15 protein-coding genes are annotated in these 17,219 nt (G+C 35.9%); 11 read left to right on the top strand and 4 right to left on the bottom strand.

Annotation, left to right across the window (positions count from 1 at the left end):
- Positions 1 to 93: 93 nt before the first annotated feature.
- Together AC5LXV_RS11125 and AC5LXV_RS11120 are read left to right on the top strand one after the other, a co-directional pair.
- Positions 94 to 1,623, top strand: a complete 1,530-nt coding sequence (locus AC5LXV_RS11125) for a VENN motif pre-toxin domain-containing protein (protein WP_493466456.1) — start codon at positions 94 to 96, stop codon at positions 1,621 to 1,623.
- The gene (locus AC5LXV_RS11120; protein ID WP_493453267.1) at positions 1,620 to 1,982 is read left to right on the top strand and encodes a DUF596 domain-containing protein; all 363 of its coding nucleotides are present in this window, start codon (positions 1,620 to 1,622) and stop codon (positions 1,980 to 1,982) included. The genes AC5LXV_RS11125 and AC5LXV_RS11120 overlap by 4 nt, the downstream gene beginning before the upstream one ends.
- 46 nt (positions 1,983 to 2,028) lie before the next feature.
- On the opposite strand, the gene AC5LXV_RS11115 is transcribed toward AC5LXV_RS11120, so the two are convergent.
- Positions 2,029 to 2,265, bottom strand: coding sequence for a SymE family type I addiction module toxin (locus AC5LXV_RS11115; protein WP_493466455.1), 237 nt, complete (start codon positions 2,263 to 2,265; stop codon positions 2,029 to 2,031).
- A 171-nt stretch (positions 2,266 to 2,436) separates the two neighbouring features.
- On the opposite strand from AC5LXV_RS11115, the gene AC5LXV_RS11110 reads away from it, so the two are divergent.
- From AC5LXV_RS11110 to AC5LXV_RS11100, 3 genes are all read left to right on the top strand, one after another.
- Entirely contained in the window at positions 2,437 to 6,321 is a 3,885-nt protein-coding gene (locus AC5LXV_RS11110) for a hemagglutinin repeat-containing protein (protein WP_493466454.1), read from the top strand.
- Between the two features lie 20 nt (positions 6,322 to 6,341).
- Complete coding sequence (locus tag AC5LXV_RS11105; RefSeq protein WP_493466453.1) at positions 6,342 to 6,884, top strand: hypothetical protein; 543 nt, start codon at positions 6,342 to 6,344, stop codon at positions 6,882 to 6,884.
- A gap of 615 nt (positions 6,885 to 7,499) precedes the next feature.
- Positions 7,500 to 8,915 carry a VENN motif pre-toxin domain-containing protein gene (locus AC5LXV_RS11100; RefSeq protein WP_493466452.1) on the top strand — a complete coding sequence of 472 codons (1,416 nt, stop codon included), beginning with the start codon at positions 7,500 to 7,502 and terminating at the stop codon, positions 8,913 to 8,915.
- 290 nt (positions 8,916 to 9,205) lie between these two features.
- On the opposite strand, the gene AC5LXV_RS11095 is transcribed toward AC5LXV_RS11100, so the two are convergent.
- On the bottom strand, positions 9,206 to 9,580 hold the full coding sequence (locus AC5LXV_RS11095) for a hypothetical protein (protein ID WP_493466451.1): 375 nt from the start codon (positions 9,578 to 9,580) through the stop codon (positions 9,206 to 9,208).
- A gap of 479 nt (positions 9,581 to 10,059) precedes the next feature.
- Between AC5LXV_RS11095 and AC5LXV_RS11090 the strand changes: the two genes are divergently transcribed.
- Genes AC5LXV_RS11090 through AC5LXV_RS11080 form a run of 3 tightly spaced genes read left to right on the top strand, consistent with a single transcriptional unit; the run spans position 10,060 to position 11,237 of the window.
- Entirely contained in the window at positions 10,060 to 10,344 is a 285-nt protein-coding gene (locus AC5LXV_RS11090; protein WP_493466450.1) for a hypothetical protein, read from the top strand.
- Positions 10,345 to 10,360: 16 nt separating this feature from the next.
- Positions 10,361 to 11,020: a zincin-like metallopeptidase domain-containing protein gene (locus AC5LXV_RS11085; protein ID WP_493466449.1), complete on the top strand. Its 660-nt coding sequence runs from the start codon at positions 10,361 to 10,363 to the stop codon at positions 11,018 to 11,020.
- On the top strand, positions 11,001 to 11,237 hold the full coding sequence (locus AC5LXV_RS11080) for a hypothetical protein (RefSeq protein ID WP_493466448.1): 237 nt from the start codon (positions 11,001 to 11,003) through the stop codon (positions 11,235 to 11,237). The genes AC5LXV_RS11085 and AC5LXV_RS11080 overlap by 20 nt, the downstream gene beginning before the upstream one ends.
- Positions 11,238 to 11,769: 532 nt before the next feature.
- Here AC5LXV_RS11080 and priC read toward each other — a convergent pair.
- Together priC and yfbV are read right to left on the bottom strand one after the other, a co-directional pair.
- A complete protein-coding gene (priC, locus tag AC5LXV_RS11075; RefSeq protein WP_493466447.1) occupies positions 11,770 to 12,276 on the bottom strand; it encodes a primosomal replication protein PriC in 507 nt (168 codons plus the stop codon).
- 16 nt (positions 12,277 to 12,292) lie between these two features.
- Positions 12,293 to 12,736, bottom strand: a complete 444-nt coding sequence (yfbV, locus tag AC5LXV_RS11070) for a terminus macrodomain insulation protein YfbV (protein ID WP_493466446.1) — start codon at positions 12,734 to 12,736, stop codon at positions 12,293 to 12,295.
- A 192-nt stretch (positions 12,737 to 12,928) separates the two neighbouring features.
- Between yfbV and AC5LXV_RS11065 the strand changes: the two genes are divergently transcribed.
- The 3 genes from AC5LXV_RS11065 (at position 12,929) to AC5LXV_RS11055 (ending at position 17,201) form a co-directional block, all read left to right on the top strand.
- Positions 12,929 to 14,134 carry an acetate kinase gene (locus AC5LXV_RS11065; protein ID WP_493466445.1) on the top strand — a complete coding sequence of 402 codons (1,206 nt, stop codon included), beginning with the start codon at positions 12,929 to 12,931 and terminating at the stop codon, positions 14,132 to 14,134.
- 67 nt (positions 14,135 to 14,201) lie between these two features.
- Positions 14,202 to 16,352 (top strand): phosphate acetyltransferase, encoded by a 2,151-nt coding sequence (pta, locus tag AC5LXV_RS11060; protein ID WP_493466444.1) that lies wholly within the window; start codon positions 14,202 to 14,204, stop codon positions 16,350 to 16,352.
- Between the two features lie 372 nt (positions 16,353 to 16,724).
- The gene (locus tag AC5LXV_RS11055) at positions 16,725 to 17,201 is read left to right on the top strand and encodes a toxin-activating lysine-acyltransferase (protein ID WP_493444841.1); all 477 of its coding nucleotides are present in this window, start codon (positions 16,725 to 16,727) and stop codon (positions 17,199 to 17,201) included.
- Positions 17,202 to 17,219 lie beyond the last annotated feature (18 nt).

The raw sequence follows: 17,219 nt of genomic DNA, 5'->3' as shown, positions 1-17,219 counted from the left end.
ATTGTCACTAGCTTAAAAGAGTTAGGAGAACAGGTTAAAGAGCTCGAACGCACTATTCATAAAGATGCCGGTAAAGACTCACAAGATGGCAAAATGGGCAATGACTTTAGTAAAGGCGTTGACTCAGCCGTATCGATTATTACCGGTATTATCACCGGCGATATGACCGGCGGCCTAGCTGGTGCCAGTGCTCCATGGTTAGCGGAGCAGATAAAGATACAAGCCGGTGATAACGAAACCGCGAGGTTAGTTGCCCATGCAATACTTGGTGCGGTAGTGGCTGAACTGCAAGGCAACTCAGCATTATCTGGTGGAGCCGGTGCAGTGGCCGGTGAAGTTGCGGCAGATATCATCCGCAAACAACTGTATGGCAAAGAAGTCAAAGATTTAACCGAAGAAGAAAAACAAATCATCAGCGCATTATCGCAGTTAGCCTCCGGCCTTGCCGTTGCTGCCGGCGGTGGTAATATTGGTGATGCTAGTGCGGCTATTAGTAGTAGTAAAAATGCGGTGGAAAATAATACAGAATCAATGGACTGGTGGCGTGAAAAACATAAAGGCAGTATTGATTATTATAAAGATAAACTTAGAGAAACTCTTGGTGAAAATACGATTTCACAAATCATCAATGGTGCACTGACTGCTTATGGTGATACGGTCGATCTTGGTGCTGGTGCTGCAGATACTGTTCTTGATGGTGTTTTTGCATTAAGTAGTTGTGCCGTGGGGGTTAATTATTGTGATACCGCATTGAACGACTTGAGAAAAGCAGATCAAACCGTGGCAAACGCCGTAAATGCGATCATTAACGGCCAAGCATGGGATGCAATTAAAGATAATTTTGTTAAAGCTGCTAATGGTGATCAGATAGCCCTAGAGAATTCAGCGGCATTGTTAATTGGTATAATTACACCGTCTAAAGGATTGGGAAATGTAGGTAAAACAGAAAAACTTATCAATAAATCAGATAAAGTTATTTCAGATGCTAATAAAGCAGGTAAATTGGATGAGGCATTATCTGATGTTAACAAATTAGACAAAGAATATTTTGAAAATCAGTATGGTAAAAATAATGTTGAGCAAGGATTTGGTGATTATAAAGAAATAAAGGATAATATAAATAATAATCATGCAGCAAATCAACAGGCTAATAAAAGCAGTAATTTTGATGAGCATGTTGTAAATGAGAAAGGCTTGGGGAATGCTGGAAAGGGGACGACTAACTTACAACAGTTAGCCAAAACTGAAATGGATAGTTTGGCGACGCTATATAACAATAAAAATGTTCACCCTAAAGATTTTACCATTTCGGTAAATGGTAAAACATTAGTAACGGATAAAAGTGTTAGTGCAGGAGCACCTGTATTTAAAGGTGCATCTGAGGCCGATGTTATGGCTTACTTTAAACAGCTTTCTGGTGTTGATGCTATGCCAACAGCAAAAATTATTCCCGGGAAAGGAACCGTATATTCAGTCAAGGTCACTGAAGGCCCTAATGCTGGTAGCAATATAACATTAAGAAGTTTTTCTGATTCAGCGACACAAACTAAGGCTAAATGGACTATAGATATTAAAAATCCAGGTATCAATAAAGGAAATCGTGTGGAGATGAAATTCCAATGAATTTTGAAAAAATTTATCATTCAATATTAGAAAGTGCTTTTGGTTATTCAATGGGCACAATGTGGCAACATGTAGCTAATTACATGAAAGATATGAATGAACCCTACGAAATCAGAAAGGATGTCTTCTTTATATTATTAGAAAAATTAATGAAAGATGGGCATATTAGATTAGCTAGTCATGGTGTTTTTCTATCGGGTACTATTGAGGAACAAATCCAGTCGATTAAAGATATTTGGCCGCCTTACCCCTCTGATGATGAAGACGATGATCTTGATGATATTGGTATGTGGTTCTATGTGAAATTGAACTGTGGTATTGTTTGGATTACACCAGACGGTCAAGAGATCTGGACGTAAATTTAAAAAACTTCCCGGATTATGGCGGGAAGTTTTTTATTACATCCTAGCACTGCCCCTCAATCCTGATAACCAACAGTCCTTGTTGTGCATCAATAGTTACCTGCTGGCCGGTGGTAAAGCCGAAAGCTTCCAGCCAGCGGCCTTTAATGGTCAGTTGCGGTCTGGGGTTGGGTTGCCCGCCATTAGGGCTGTAACCGACCGTTAAGCTGCGCTTGGGTCGTGGTTTTACCGTTCGGGTTTTGGTAATGGTGGTTTTTAGCGTAGAATGCGCCTTAGCCATAGTTAACTCCTTACTAGTTAGTTGTGGTTAGCTGGTTAGCGGTGGTGAGACACCGTTAATCTGCGCTATTGTTTACTGCATTAGCTTTTACTTCTTCTTTAGCCGCCCTGTTTTAACCAATCAACTGCTTAGCCTGATGCTTTATTTACCGGTGAACTGGCTGCATTAGCTATGGATATAGGTAACCCGGTCTCATCACCGATTTCGTACCATAAATCATCAACGAAAAGTCAATCAAGCTTACACGGTGAATACAGTAGTGGTAGTACATTAACCGCTGCTGGCAATATACAGCTTCATGCCACTAATAGTCAGGAAAGGGATGCACAAGGGCAACTAACGCATGGCGATGTCGTCATTAAAGGAAGTGACTTAACCGCAGGAGAAGCAATTATTATCGATGCTAATCGTCATGTTGCTATTGAAACCTCGGCAGATACTCAATCGGAGCACAGTAAAACAACGAGTAAAAATTGGAGTGCCACGACAGCGGCACCGACAGCGGGTTCATCGGTACGATTTATCAACGGCAGTCCAAATCATGGTGCGGGTATCTTACCATATGGAAGTGAAAGCTCTGGTAATCGAAGTAATAGTGATGTAGTGGGTCAAAATGCCTCCACGCTCACGGCAAATAACATTGCCATCAATAGCCGTGAAGGCAATATCGACATAAAAGGAAGTCTATTAAACTCACAATATGATATTAATTTACATGCAGCCAACGGCCATGTAGATATTAGCGCCAGCACCAATCAATCACACAGTGAAAATAAAGGTTACCATAAAGTGATTGGTGAGCTTGGTGGCGATGGCTATAGTGGCACAGTGGGTTACCAACATTCACGATATAAAGAGTTAGAAGATAAAGCAACCCAAAGTAATATCCGCAGTGGACTTAACAGTACAAAAGGCAATATTAATGTCGTTGCAGGTGATGATGTCAAACTGGCGGGTGTTGATATTAGTGCCGGTAAATCTGTCAACCTCACGGGTAAAAATGTCATTATGGAAACCAGTGAAGACAGTCTGCACCAAAAAACGCAGAGCAGTAATAAACAATATGGTGTCACGGTTTCCACCTCCGGCTATGCGGTTACAGCGGCACAGTCAATTGAAAAGGCCGCCAAAGCAATTGAAAATAAGGAAGACAAACGTTTAGCGGCGATTTATATGGCACAAGCTGGGGTGAATGCCGCACAAGCTAATTTAACGGCGGCTGATTCCTCAGCGGAAATAAACCGACCAACCGTAAATGCTGAAAATAATGCTAATGATGGTGATGGTGGTTCTGCCTCTTTAATTAAAGTCAATGTAAGTGTAACGGCAGATAACTCAAAACAAAAAACAGAGTATCACAACAATGCCCAAACTGGCACGGTGATCCATGCGGGTCAAAATGTGAATATCAATGCAGAAGAGAACATTGAAGGGAAAGGCGTTGATATTACCGGACAAAACATCAATCTCAATGCGGGGAATGATATCAAATTTGATGCCGCCCACAGCACTGAAAAATTGAAAAGCACGGATTCAGGCAGTCACTACGGAGCCGGTGTTGGCTTTGGATTAGTGGGCGGGCAAAATGGTTTTTCAATTGAGTTAGCCGCCAGTCAATCCAAAGGTAAAGAAAACGGTACCAGTGATATCAATCACAACAGCACCATCACCGCCAGTAGTACACTTAACATCCAGAGTGGTCGTGATGTTATTTTAACGGGCGCGGAGTTATCTGGTGAGCAAGTTATTGCCGATATAGGCCGTCACTTAACCATCAGTAGTGAACAAGATAAAGAAAAATACGATGCTAAACACACCTCTGTTGGTGCAAGTGCCAGCATCTGCGTACCACCATTTTGCTATGGAACAAGTAGTGCTAGTGCTAACTTTGCCCAAGATAAAATGAAAAGTGATTATGAATCGGTTAACGAGCAATCGGGCATATTTGCCGGCAGTGGTGGTTATGATATTACCGTGGGCGAACATACCCAATTAAATGGCGCGGTGATAGCCTCAAAAGCTGACCCGTCAAAAAATCGCTTAGATACCGGCACTATAGGCTTTACTGATATTGAGAACAAAGCGGAATATGATGTCAGCAGCATCTCTGGCTCGGTTGGGGTAAGTAAAGGACCGGGTAGTGGCGGTTTTTCACCGACCAGTGGCCAACCAACCATTTATGACCATAACGATGAAGCATCGAATATTACCCATGCGGCAATCAGTGACGGTGAGTTAATCATTCGTGACCAAGATAAACAAACACAAGATATTAATGAACTCAGTCATGATACCGAAAATGCCCATAGCAAACTCAAACCAATCTTTAATAAAGAGGATGAGCAGACCAGATTAAACATTGTTACTAGCTTAAAAGAGTTAGGCGAACAGGTTAAAGAGCTCGAACGCACTATTCATAAAGATGCCGGTAAAGACTCCCAAGATGGCAAAATGGGCAATGACTTTAGTAAAGGCGTTGACTCAGCCGTATCGATTATTACCGGCATTATCACCGGCGATATGACCGGCGGCCTAGCTGGCGCCAGTGCGCCATGGTTAGCGGAGCAGATAAAACTGCACACCGGGCATATGGGTGAAGATGGTAAATGGCAAACCGATGATATTGCCGGTAACTTAATTGCCCATGCAATACTTGGTGCGGTAGTGGCTGAGCTACAAGGCAACTCAGCATTATCAGGAGGTGTTGGTGCAGTAAGCGGAGAGCTAGCGAGTAAAGCAATTATCAACACCCTTTATGGTGGTAAAGATGCTAGCGAGTTAACCGAAGATGAAAAACAAACCATCAGTGCACTATCGCAGTTAGCCTCCGGCCTTGCCGTAGCTGCTGGCGGTGGTAATATTGGTGATGCCAGTGCGGCTATTAGCAGTAGTAAAAATGCGGTTGAGAATAATTATTTGAGTGCATCAGAGGATAAAAAAAGAAAAGATGCACAAGCTGAATTAGAATTAATCAAGAAAGGCTTACTAAACGCTTCTGATGAACGAAAACAAGAATTAGAAGATTTGATTACTGCACTAAATGCCTTAGATGATTATAAAAACCAAGTTTTAATTATAGCTTGCCAGAACATAAAATCTACAGAATGCAGTGTTGCTAGAGCAGAGTTAGATAAAGCTTATCAATCATATTTTGATTCGTTATCGCCAGAAGATAGAATAGCTTATAATGATGCGTATGCAAATTATACTAAATATTATAATGGTTACAAAGATATTGAATCTTTGCAATTTGGTTTAGATGTTGCAAATGTAGAAAAAGATAGAGACATTCTAGCTCAACGTATCAGTGAAAATTGGGGTGTTGATAAAGCCACAGCTGATAAAATAGTTCTAGGTATGCGCATCAATAGTGATTTAGCCGCTATTGCTGGTATAGTAGTGGGGCACAAACTCAGTGAGGCTGAGTTATCAAAGTTAGAAAATGCAATAAACAAGGGCGGACAAACTCTAGCGCAACCCAAATTACCAACTGGTTATAGCAAACAAGGCGATAATATAGTTGGACCTAGAGGTGGCGTTTATACAAATACAGGCCAAGTTGATGCTGCGGGAAATCCAATCTATAAAAACAATGGCTCATATTATATTTTTGAAAAAAATGAGAAAATAAATGTTCCATCACCAGGAAATACTGGAACAACGACTAATGGTCGTCCAACTTCAGTGGATTCAGAAAAGGATGTTGGTAAAACGTTAACTCCTGATTTTAATGCTCAGGAAAGCTATCTGAATGGTCAAAAGGTAAAATGGGGAACAGACGGGAGTGTAAGACCAGATTTTTGTAATGGTACTACTTGTTCAATAGAAGTAAAAAATTATGATATACAAAATAATATTAATGGTTTGATTGATAATATTTCCAAACAAGCCATTGATAGAAAAAAACATCTACCATCAGGAGTACAACAATTAGTTGTAATAGATATTCGCGGTCAAAAAATAACTGCCGCACAAAAAAATAAAATAAGGGATGGTATTGAAAGTAAATCAAATGGAATAATTAGCTCAACACAAATTAGATTTATAACAGATTAGTAATAAGAGGTAAATAAATTATGTCACTAAAACACGGTTTTATAGGTGGAGGTTCAATATTTAATTTAGGTACAGATAGTGATATGCAGCTATTTTTTGACTGTATTTTATATTATGTTCTACCTAAATATCCTGACCAAAATTGGTCACTGATTACTGACCGTTTATATCGTCGTTATTTAAAATTAGAAGAACTAGATGCCGCCGTAGCATTAATGAAATTAGTAGAAAAAGAGTTTAAACAGTTGGATAGAGAAGCATTTGATTGGAGTAAAATATTATCAGGTCAAGTTAAAAGTGATTTAGATAGAGCTAAATCAACTTTATTTGAAATTTTTGGTAAATATTTTGAAGCATTTTATGAGTGTATTGAATGTGCTATAGTAAGTTATGAAGCATTCAAATCGCGTCCTGATTATAACTACGAACCTGTAATGGTAGCAATTACTACCATTCCTTATTGTATAAGCTACAGTCAGATCCCTTTATCTGTTTTCGATAATTTACAACCTGATGAAAAACCAATTTGGTGGACAGGTAAAATTCCTAAAACCACAACTTAGTTACTTTTTAACTTACCTCTAATCCCCTTTTCCTAAAAATTTTAAGGAAATGGGGGATAGATATTATTACTGATTTTAATTTCACATTAATGTTGTTTTATTTAGTTCGTTTAGTATGTCCAAATCCTGATGTCTAAAATTATCTTCAGCGACTTCTTATTGCTTTATTAATAGCCCACGGATACTCAAATATCAATAAGACGGTATACACTCCTCAATTATATTTACTAATAAACCTCAATAAACCAAATCAGAATAACCATTATCTAAAAAATATAATCACCAATTAGAGCTGTTACTAGTAATGACAGTTTTTCACCAACCAGTGGTCAACCAACCATTTATGACCACAACGATGAAGCCTCGAATATTACCCATGCGGCAATCAGTGACGGTGAGTTAATCATTCGAGACCAAGATAAACAAACACAAGATATTAATGAACTCAGTCATGATACCGAAAATGCCCATAGCAAACTCAAACCAATCTTTAATAAAGAGGATGAACAGACCCGATTAAACATTGTCACTAGCTTAAAAGAGTTAGGAGAGCAGGTTAAAGAGCTCGAACGCACTATTCATAAAGATGCCGGTAAAGACTCACAAGATGGCAAAATGGGCAATGACTTTAGTAAAGGCGTTGACTCCGCCGTATCGATTATTACCGGCATTATCACCGGCGATATAACCGGCGGCCTAGCTGGCGCCAGTGCACCATGGCTGGCTGAGCAGATAAAGATACAAGCCGGTGATAACGAAACCGCGAGGTTAGTTGCCCATGCAATACTTGGTGCAGTAGTCGCTGAACTACAAGGCAACTCAGCATTATCAGGAGGTGTTGGTGCAGTAAGCGGAGAGCTAGCGAGTAAAGTAATTATCAACACCCTTTATGGTGGTAAAGATGCCAGCGAGTTAACCGAAGATGAAAAACAAACCATCAGCGCACTATCTCAACTAGCCTCCGGCCTTGCGGTAGCTGCCGGCGGTGGTAATATTGGTGATGCTAGTTCGGCTATTAGTAGTAGTAAAAATGCGGTTGAGAATAATTATTTAAACTCAGATGAGCATCAAACCAAAAAAGGTTTAGAATACAAAGAAAGAAAAGGTATATTAACAGATGAAGAAAAAATGGAATTACTTGAACTTCGTCTTAAAGATGATAGTTTAAGTGATGCATTAATAAATACGTGTATTGATGTAAATAGTGATGAATGCCATGAGGAACGCCAGAAAGCCTACGATGCTTTAAAAACTTATAAGCATTTAACTTATTCAAATCCTCCAAATGCTCAAATTGGTTACCAAGAAATTGAGCGTTTATTGAACAGCACATCATTAGCAGCAAATGAATTCCGTGCTATTTATAATGGATATGTAGTAAGTTTTAAAAGTTTTGGTTACAGTGATGAAGAAGCTGAAGTAATGGCTGGTAGAACCATTGCAATAATGATGATGATTAATGGTTTGGAAGGGCATTTTGCTTTACCTATAATAAATAGAGCATTAAAAGGAAGTAAATTATTAACGGCCAATAAAAGTAAAACTAGTAATATAACGGGAAAATTAGATAAAGATTATTTTGAATCAGTATATGGAAAAGAAAATGTTCACCAAGGTGGTGGAAATTATAAAGAAACAAAGGATAATATAAATAATAATCAGGCAGCAAATCAACAGGCTAATAAAAATAGTAATTTTGATGAGCATGTAGTAAATGAGAAAGACTTGGGGAATGCTGGAAAGGGGACTGGTGGTGTTTCAACTCAGACAGGAACTGTTGTATATAGTCCTAATGTCAGCCAACAGAAACAAATGAGACATATTCAAGGTACAGTTCTAGCAAATAAAAGCTATTTAAACTCCCTTGATGATGCTCAAAATGTATTGGATGCCTATAACTCAGGGAATCATAGACTTATAAGCGAAAATGCTAAACAAAGTACGGTTGTTATTGAGGTAAAAGGAATTACAGGAAGATATATTAATACTTGGATAGGCTACACTAATTCGTACAACTTTTTTAAGGGATAAGATAAACTACTCTAAAAAAGGAAAATACGATGAAAATAAAACGACGAGAAAGACGACCCTATACACCTTAATTTTATTGAATGGGATTACTTATATTATTCAATTAATAATTATAAGCGAAAGATTCGGGTTATTTATTCTGAACTTTAATTGTGATTTGATGGCTATAGATTTCTAAATTAAAAAATCAACAATGTCACTAAATCATTACGCCTAGTATGATTTAATTGAATTAGCTTTTATTTTAGTAGGAGAGAAGCTGTTTAATTTATTATGGTTAGCATTAACTGTCATTTAGTCTCTGAAAAATTTGAAAAAACATAATTCTCAAGATTAAACTCACATTTTTTTTCATAACTTGAATTAGCATTACTCAACAATACAACTGTTTGCAATTTATTATTATCTCTATACCAAATAGCATAAACACCATAAAATTCGGATGAAGGCATCTTAGGATTGGCAATACAATATCCATTTTCATCATATATGAACATATTCTTTTCACCGTTTTCTTTATAGTCAGATATGATTAATATTTGATTTAAAAATTTAATTTCCACTACCTGAAAAACTCTCATTTTAAAATTTTTGCTTATGGTTGAATTACAGTTCATCCAAGATATGTTTCTTCCAGAAGAGTCTACTGTAAGATTACTAATCATTATTACTTATTCCATTACATAATTAAACGTTAAAGCGTTTAGATATTTTACGCGCCTAGCAATTATCGCACCATATTAATTAACTTGGGCTATGAATTTCACCAAAAAAAGCTCACTATAATGGTATTTAGCTATTGCTATTTTTATCTTGTTGTAGCGATATCCATTATAGGCAGAATAAAAAAAATATGATTATAGTAGGTTTAAATATATCCAAACAGAACTTTATCGGTTAATGCCATTGTTTTGTATTAGAATCATGAATAATATAGAGTTTTGACCTAAAATTTCTGGCTATGCCGTTATTTCAATAAATTCTCCTTAGACTTACAATGAGTTGTGAGCATGAAAATTAACGACCACTTAGCTATTACCTCAATTAACTTTTTACCACGGCATAAACCATAATCAATAAAACTGATTGCATAAGATAAAAAAATATTTTAATTTTAGAGATTAGTCATTTAAAAGGAGAAGAAATGCGAGACCAAAGAGAAAGGATGTATATTATTGAAAGTACAATGAAAAATGAATTTGAATATGCCTTAGAGGTCAATTTAATCACTCAAGAGCAGCATGACAACTATCTACAAGAGCTTAAAGCACTAACTGATTATATTTATGAAAAGTATAAAAATGATCTCTGTTTTTACGATGAAGATTGGTTAAAAATTCATGCCTATTATGAAAGGGTTATTACACTTAGTTTTGTGAGAGAACGTACTAAAAACAATCTAGAATATACATGGCTTATAGAGATGTAAAAAGGATATTGATACTATGAACGAAGTTGATGAACTATATGAAAAAATTCAATTAGCGGATGAATCTCTGCCTACTCCCAATTTTAACCAAACTAATGTCAATTATCCTAAAAACCCCTATACCAATGAAATCTATGAAGCTAATGATTTATACAGATATGGTCATCGAAAAGGATTTAACGAAACGTGTTGGTTAACTGAGGAGGAAATAAAGGCTACAGGATTACAGTTAAAACCCGATGAAATAGCAAATTTTATCGAAAGTGATTTATATCAAAATGATACTCATTATAGAAATGTTAAATTTTATAATGTTGAACAGCTAGATAAAGCCTCTTTTGACACTTTACCCATTGATGTAAAACCTACTCCGAGTTGGGTTAGAAATGATGCTGCTGAAGAAGTTATGAAAGCACAAAAGATTACAATATTGCACAATAGTTGTTCTAGCCCTCGCTATAATCCTATCAATCACTCTATTCATATGCCACATCCTTCACAATATGATACCGCGGAAGGTTATTATAATGACTTGTTTCATGAATTTGGACATTCAACGGCTAAACAATTAAATCGAACTCCGACTACTCTAGCGGAAACAGTAGTTTTTGCAAGAAAAGAAGCATTAGTTGCCGAACTGACAGCAATCAAACTGTGTGGGTTATTCAAAATATGATAAGAGTTTAGCATATATTAAATATAATTTAGCTAAATTTGATAATGATATGCTGGAGCAGAAAAGTGAGTTAGGAAATGCTTTGCATGAAACGGATAAAGTCTATAATTTAATATTTGACAATTGTCCAGAGGACTTAAGGGCATCATTAAAAGTACTGCAAACTAGTGAAAATGCAGCAATATCAAAGCAAACAGCCGCCAGTATGGAGTTTTAATGGTGCTGTTGTTTATATGTTGATCCTCGGTAAAAAGTAGCTAAATTATGCCTAGCTCAAAAGAGCAACTCAGTCAAACTACCTCAATGATTCAATTCATTAACGACAAAAAAATAATGCGAATGATATATTACAAATAACTATCATATTACTTCATGAAATGAACTATGGATCCTTTAAGTTTTTTTATTGATAATTTTCTATCTAATAACAAAAAAAGAGCGTTGGCAAATTCTAGCTAAGGGAAAATGGCAAAGTTTTGCTAATTAAATCAATAAGCTGGATAAACATTTAAACAATAATTGTCACTGAATTGAGAATAACTGTCTAGATAAATTTAAAGATATTGTTAAGCAATATAATATCAACTCCGGATATTATTATGACTTTTATTCAAAAGCATTAGAATTAAAAACAGATGATTTTAAGGATATTTGTGATGATAGTTTTTAGTTTGTCTAGAGCAAAGGATAGCTTTCTTTTTTATCATGATGGATGAATATGGTTTGGTAAAATCAATTAATTTATTAAATTAATCCGGTATACTATTTTCCATTTCTAACTCAATTTTTGTTATCGCTTGTTGGCAGCGATATATTCGATTGTCAAGGGCGGCTAATCTAGTGTGATCTATTAACTTTGGTGAGAGTTCAAATTCATACTTCATCTCTTGTAATCGTCGTAAATAATCCAAATGTCTTGAGTGTTTTTCTACTAATGTTTCTTGAATAATATCCTCAGGAGTTGGTTTACGTAGATGTACTGTGGCAAGTTCACGTGTTAGGGCGGTGATTTGGTTAATAAGTTTTTCAGATAAAAATTCAATTTGAGTTAGTTTTTGTAAGCGTGTTGCATCACAAAGTGCTTGATAGGTTTGTTTGATTTTGTCCAAATAGAATTGAAGATTAGTTTCAATCTTACTCGTATTAAACAGATGTTCATCAAAATAGTGCTCTTGATAAGAGTGTTGATCGGCTAAGTTGATCTGCTGTTCAAGTTCGTTTATTTGAGTTTTTAATTTATCCAAAAATTTTTGCATGGATCTATCTTCTTTATTAATTATCGTTATCTTGTCCAAAATAATTACCTAAATGAATTTTAGATAAGTTTATAAGTTTCATTAACGATGCAAAAGTTAATTTTTCATTTGGATTTTTATTTGGGCTTAATACTTTTTTTTCAATTAGTTGCAATTTAATTCGGTTATAGTTGTCAACTAAATTGAGTGGTAAAGGTGATTGGGAGCGATAGCCTAACCATAAGATCCCTTGAATAGGTAAGCTTAAAGTAAATAAAATGGTGATGATTGTTACCACTAATTGTGCGGGTAAATAATATTGCCAAAGAATTAGACCGATGATGATTGGCGGTAAAATTTTTTTTGCCATTTTGATGTAGTTTATAATTTTTAATTCAGGAAATGAGTAGGATAGTCCTTTATCATTTGGGCAAATATCCATATATGTTTGTCCTTGTTTAAAAATTTTAACTAAGTTCATCTGCTTTGGATTCCTCGACATTCACATTTTATTGTCTTAAAATAGTGCCATTCAAATTGGGGGCTCTCTTTATTTTATATCAAAATTCAAGATATCAGAAGTCGCCTTGTATAACACATAGATTATTTAGTCATGTGTAGAGTTACCAATTTTGATTGGTATAAATCTTTTATTCAATTTATAGGAATTACTATGTCATCAAGTAATAACGCTCTCGTTCTGAATTGTGGAAGTTCATCTTTAAAATTTGCGATCATAAACCCTGAAAATGGCGATGAATTTTTGTCTGGCTTAGCTGAATGTTTTCACCTTCCTGATGCTCGTATAAAATGGAAATTAGATGGTGAAAAGCAAGAAGCTTCTTTAGGTGCTGGTGCGGCTCATAGCGAAGCGATTAGATTTATCGTTAATAACATTTTTCCACAAAAACCAGAATTATTAGACAGTATAAAAGCAATTGGGCACCGTATTGTTCATGGCGGTGAAAAATATACCCAATCAGTTGTGATTGATGATTCCGTTTTAAAAGGTATTGAGGATGCAGCTGCTTTTGCTCCTCTACATAATCCAGCACATTTAATCGGTATTCGTGAAGCTTTTGCTGCATTTCCGCATTTAAAAAATAAAAATGTTGCCGTTTTTGATACCGCTTTCCATACTACAATGCCTAAAGAAGCATATTTATATGCCATTCCTAATGAATTATATACTAAGTATGGTGTTCGTCGTTATGGTGCACATGGTACTAGCCATTATTATGTAAGTCGTGAAGCAGCAAGATTACTCAATAAGCCAGTTGATCAAACAAATGTGATCACTTGTCACTTAGGTAATGGTGCGTCAATTACAGCTGTGAAAAACGGTAAATGTGTTGAAACTTCTATGGGTTTAACGCCGCTTGAAGGGCTTGTTATGGGAACACGTAGTGGTGATATCGATCCGGCTATTATGTTCTTCTTACATGACAATTTAAATATGTCTGTTGCTGATATTAATAACTTATTAAATAAAAAATCTGGTTTACTAGGTTTAACTGGTGTTAGCAGTGACTGTCGTTATGTAACTGATAATGCAGATAAAGATGAAAATGCTAAAAATGCCTTAGAAGTATTTGTTCATCGATTAGTAAAATATATCGGTGGTTATGCAATGCTATTAGATGGTCGTTTAGATGCAATTGTATTCACTGGCGGTATTGGTGAAAATGCTGAAGGGATTCGCCGTAAAACACTAGAAAAATTAAGCATTCTAGGTTTTGAGATTGATCAAGAACGCAATTTAGCAGCACGTTTTGGTAACGGTGGTGTCATCACTAAAGATGGTTCAGCTATCGCAATGGTTATCCCAACTAATGAAGAACTTGTCATTGCACAAGATGCTGCACGCTTAACAGCTTAAGAATTTTAAAACCGCCGTTAAGGCGGTTTGTTTTTGGATTTAATAAAGAATTAAGAGGAAACATATTATGTCTCGTACCATTATGCTGATTCCAACTGGTACTAATGTTGGATTAACAGGTGTAAGTCTTGGTGTTATTCGAGCAATGGAACGTCAAGGTATTAATTTAAACGTATTTAAACCTATTGCACAACCGAGATCTGGTGGTGATGCTCCAGATAATACTACAACTTTAGTTAGCAACAATACATCAATTCCAACTTTAAAACCTTTAAAAATGAGTCATGTAGAAAACTTATTAGGTTTAAATCAACAAGATGTATTAATGGAAGAAATTGTCGCACTTTACGCAGAAAATACTAAGGGTGCTGATGTTGTTTTGGTTGAAGGTATTGTACCGACCACTGATTATCCATTTGCAAATGAATTAAATAATAATATCGCCAAAACGCTAGGTGCAGAAATTATTTTTGTTGTGAATATGGGTAAAGATAGCCCAGAGCAGTTAAAAGATCGTATTGAGATTGCTCGATCTAATTTTGGTGGTATTAAAAATGATAAGATCATTGGTGTGATCGTCAATAAAGTAAATGCACCGGTTGAAGAGCAAAATCTTGCTCGTCCAGATGTGGTTGAAATTTATCATACCCCTAAATTTGACGGTAAAAAAATCACAATTAAAGATTTAAATGAACATAGTCCTTTACCGGTACTTGGCTGCATTCCTTGGAATATCGATTTAAGTGCTTGTCGTACCTATGATATAGCTAACCATTTGCAAGCTAAAATCATCAATGAAGGTGGCATTAAAAACCGTCGAATTAAGCATGTTTCATTCTGTTCACGTAGTGTTCCAAATATCATTAATCACCTCCAGCCGAACGCGTTACTTGTAACTTCTGCCGATCGTGCTGATGTATTAGTAACAATTTGTTTAGCTGCCATGAATGGTGTGGCGATTGGTGGTGTATTACTAACCGGTGGTTATGATATTGACGAAAATGTGTCTAAATTATGCCAACCAGCATTTGATACAGGTTTACCGGTATTTACAGTTAAAACTAACACTTTTCAAACTTCAATCAACTTACAACAATTTAATTTAGAAATTCCTGTCGATGATAAAGAGCGTATGGATAATACTCAAAACTTTGTTGCCGACCATATTGATGCAAGTTGGATTAAATCTTTAAAAGAAGTAGTTAGTTCAGCTCATCGTCTATCTCCTCCTGCATTCCGTTATCAATTAACTGAACTGGCACGTAATGCGAAAAAAGTAGTGGTATTACCAGAAGGTGACGAACCTAGAACAATTAAAGCGGCTGCAATTTGTGCTGAACGTCAAATTGCTAAATGTGTGTTAATTGGTAATCCTGATGAAGTACGAAAAGTAGCTGCATCTCAAGGTGTTACTTTAGGTGCTGGTGTTGAAATTGTTGATCCAGAACATATTCGTGACAAATATGTACCTCGATTAGTTGAATTACGTAAAAACAAAGGTATGACCGAAGTTATTGCGCGTGAACAATTAGCGGATAACGTGGTACTTGGTACAATGATGCTTGAAGCAAATGAAGTTGATGGTTTAGTATCTGGTGCAGTGCATACCACCGCTAATACTATTCGTCCTCCATTACAATTAATCAAAACAGCACCAGGCAGTTCACTTGTGTCATCAGTGTTCTTTATGTTGATGCCAGACCAAGTGTATATCTACGGTGACTGCGCGATTAATCCAGATCCGAATGCCCAAGAACTTGCGGAAATCGCTATTCAATCAGCAGATACCGCTATTGCCTTCGGTATTGAACCACGTGTTGCAATGATCTCTTACTCAACCGGAAGTTCTGGTCAAGGTGCTGATGTTGAAAAAGTGAAAGAAGCTACAAGAATAGCTCAAGAAAAACGTCCAGATTTAATGATTGATGGACCGTTACAATATGATGCGGCAGTGATGCCAGATGTGGCTAAATCTAAAGCTCCAAATTCACAAGTAGCGGGTAAAGCGACAGTGTTTATCTTCCCAGATTTAAATACTGGTAATACCACTTACAAAGCGGTACAGCGATCAGCTGATCTTGTCTCAATTGGTCCTATGTTGCAAGGTATGCGTAAACCTGTGAACGATCTATCACGTGGCGCTTTAGTTGACGATATCGTTTATACTATTGCACTAACAGCGATTCAATCCGCTCAAGAACAAAATGCTAGCAAATAGTTAAAATCTATGTTTTAATTTATGAGAGGTTTTTCTATAACCTCTCAATTTTCCTGTCTCACAAGTCTTATCATTTTTATAAATGACAAAATTAGTTAAGGATGATGTAAGTTTTACATTGTTTAATGCTGTTTTTTGATCTTATTCTCATAATTATTGAATAGTTTTTGGTTAATATTTAAATAATTTTTTATTTGTAACCTATATTTTTGTAATTCAATCATGTGGTTACATTTGCTGTTATGCCTCACCTCTTTAATTATCTAATTAAAAAAATGATTATTTTGCGTCTCTATTTCTACATTAAAAAAATTAGGTTTTATTTTTCCAAATAGATCAATTTCTCATTAATTTTACAAAAGGTAGAACGAAATGAACTGTCTTAATCATGACTCCATAAGAGTTATTGCACCAAATATATATCATGACACCTCATGGAATGAGGCAGAAGTATTAGGTGCTATGGTTTGGTTGTGGAACAGAAACTCATATTACCGAAATGCTGCCATAAACTCGGCGGTGGAAACATTACTACCTATCATTCAGTCTAAAAATTTCATTTTACTCATTAAAAATAACCGACCCTTGGGTTATCTCAATTGGGCTTATTTGAACTCAGATGAAGAATGGCAATATTTAAATAAAACTGATAGTTATATAAATTTTGTTCAATGCAATACCAAAGATGATAGCAAAAATTTATGGCTTTTATCTTTTTTTTGTCCATTTGGATTGAATGAATCTCTCTTAATGAAATCAATATGTAAAAAAGTCCTAAAAAATAATCTCTGCTTTTTTGGTTATCACAAATCGAAAACAAAAACTGTCGTAAAAAAAGTTCAATGTTAGAGTCTATAAGGATTAAAT

The sequence above is a fragment of the Gilliamella sp. LMG 34359 genome (assembly GCF_984569085.1).
Note: the sequence above shows the minus strand (reverse complement) of the source record. Positions and strands in the feature narration are given on the sequence as shown.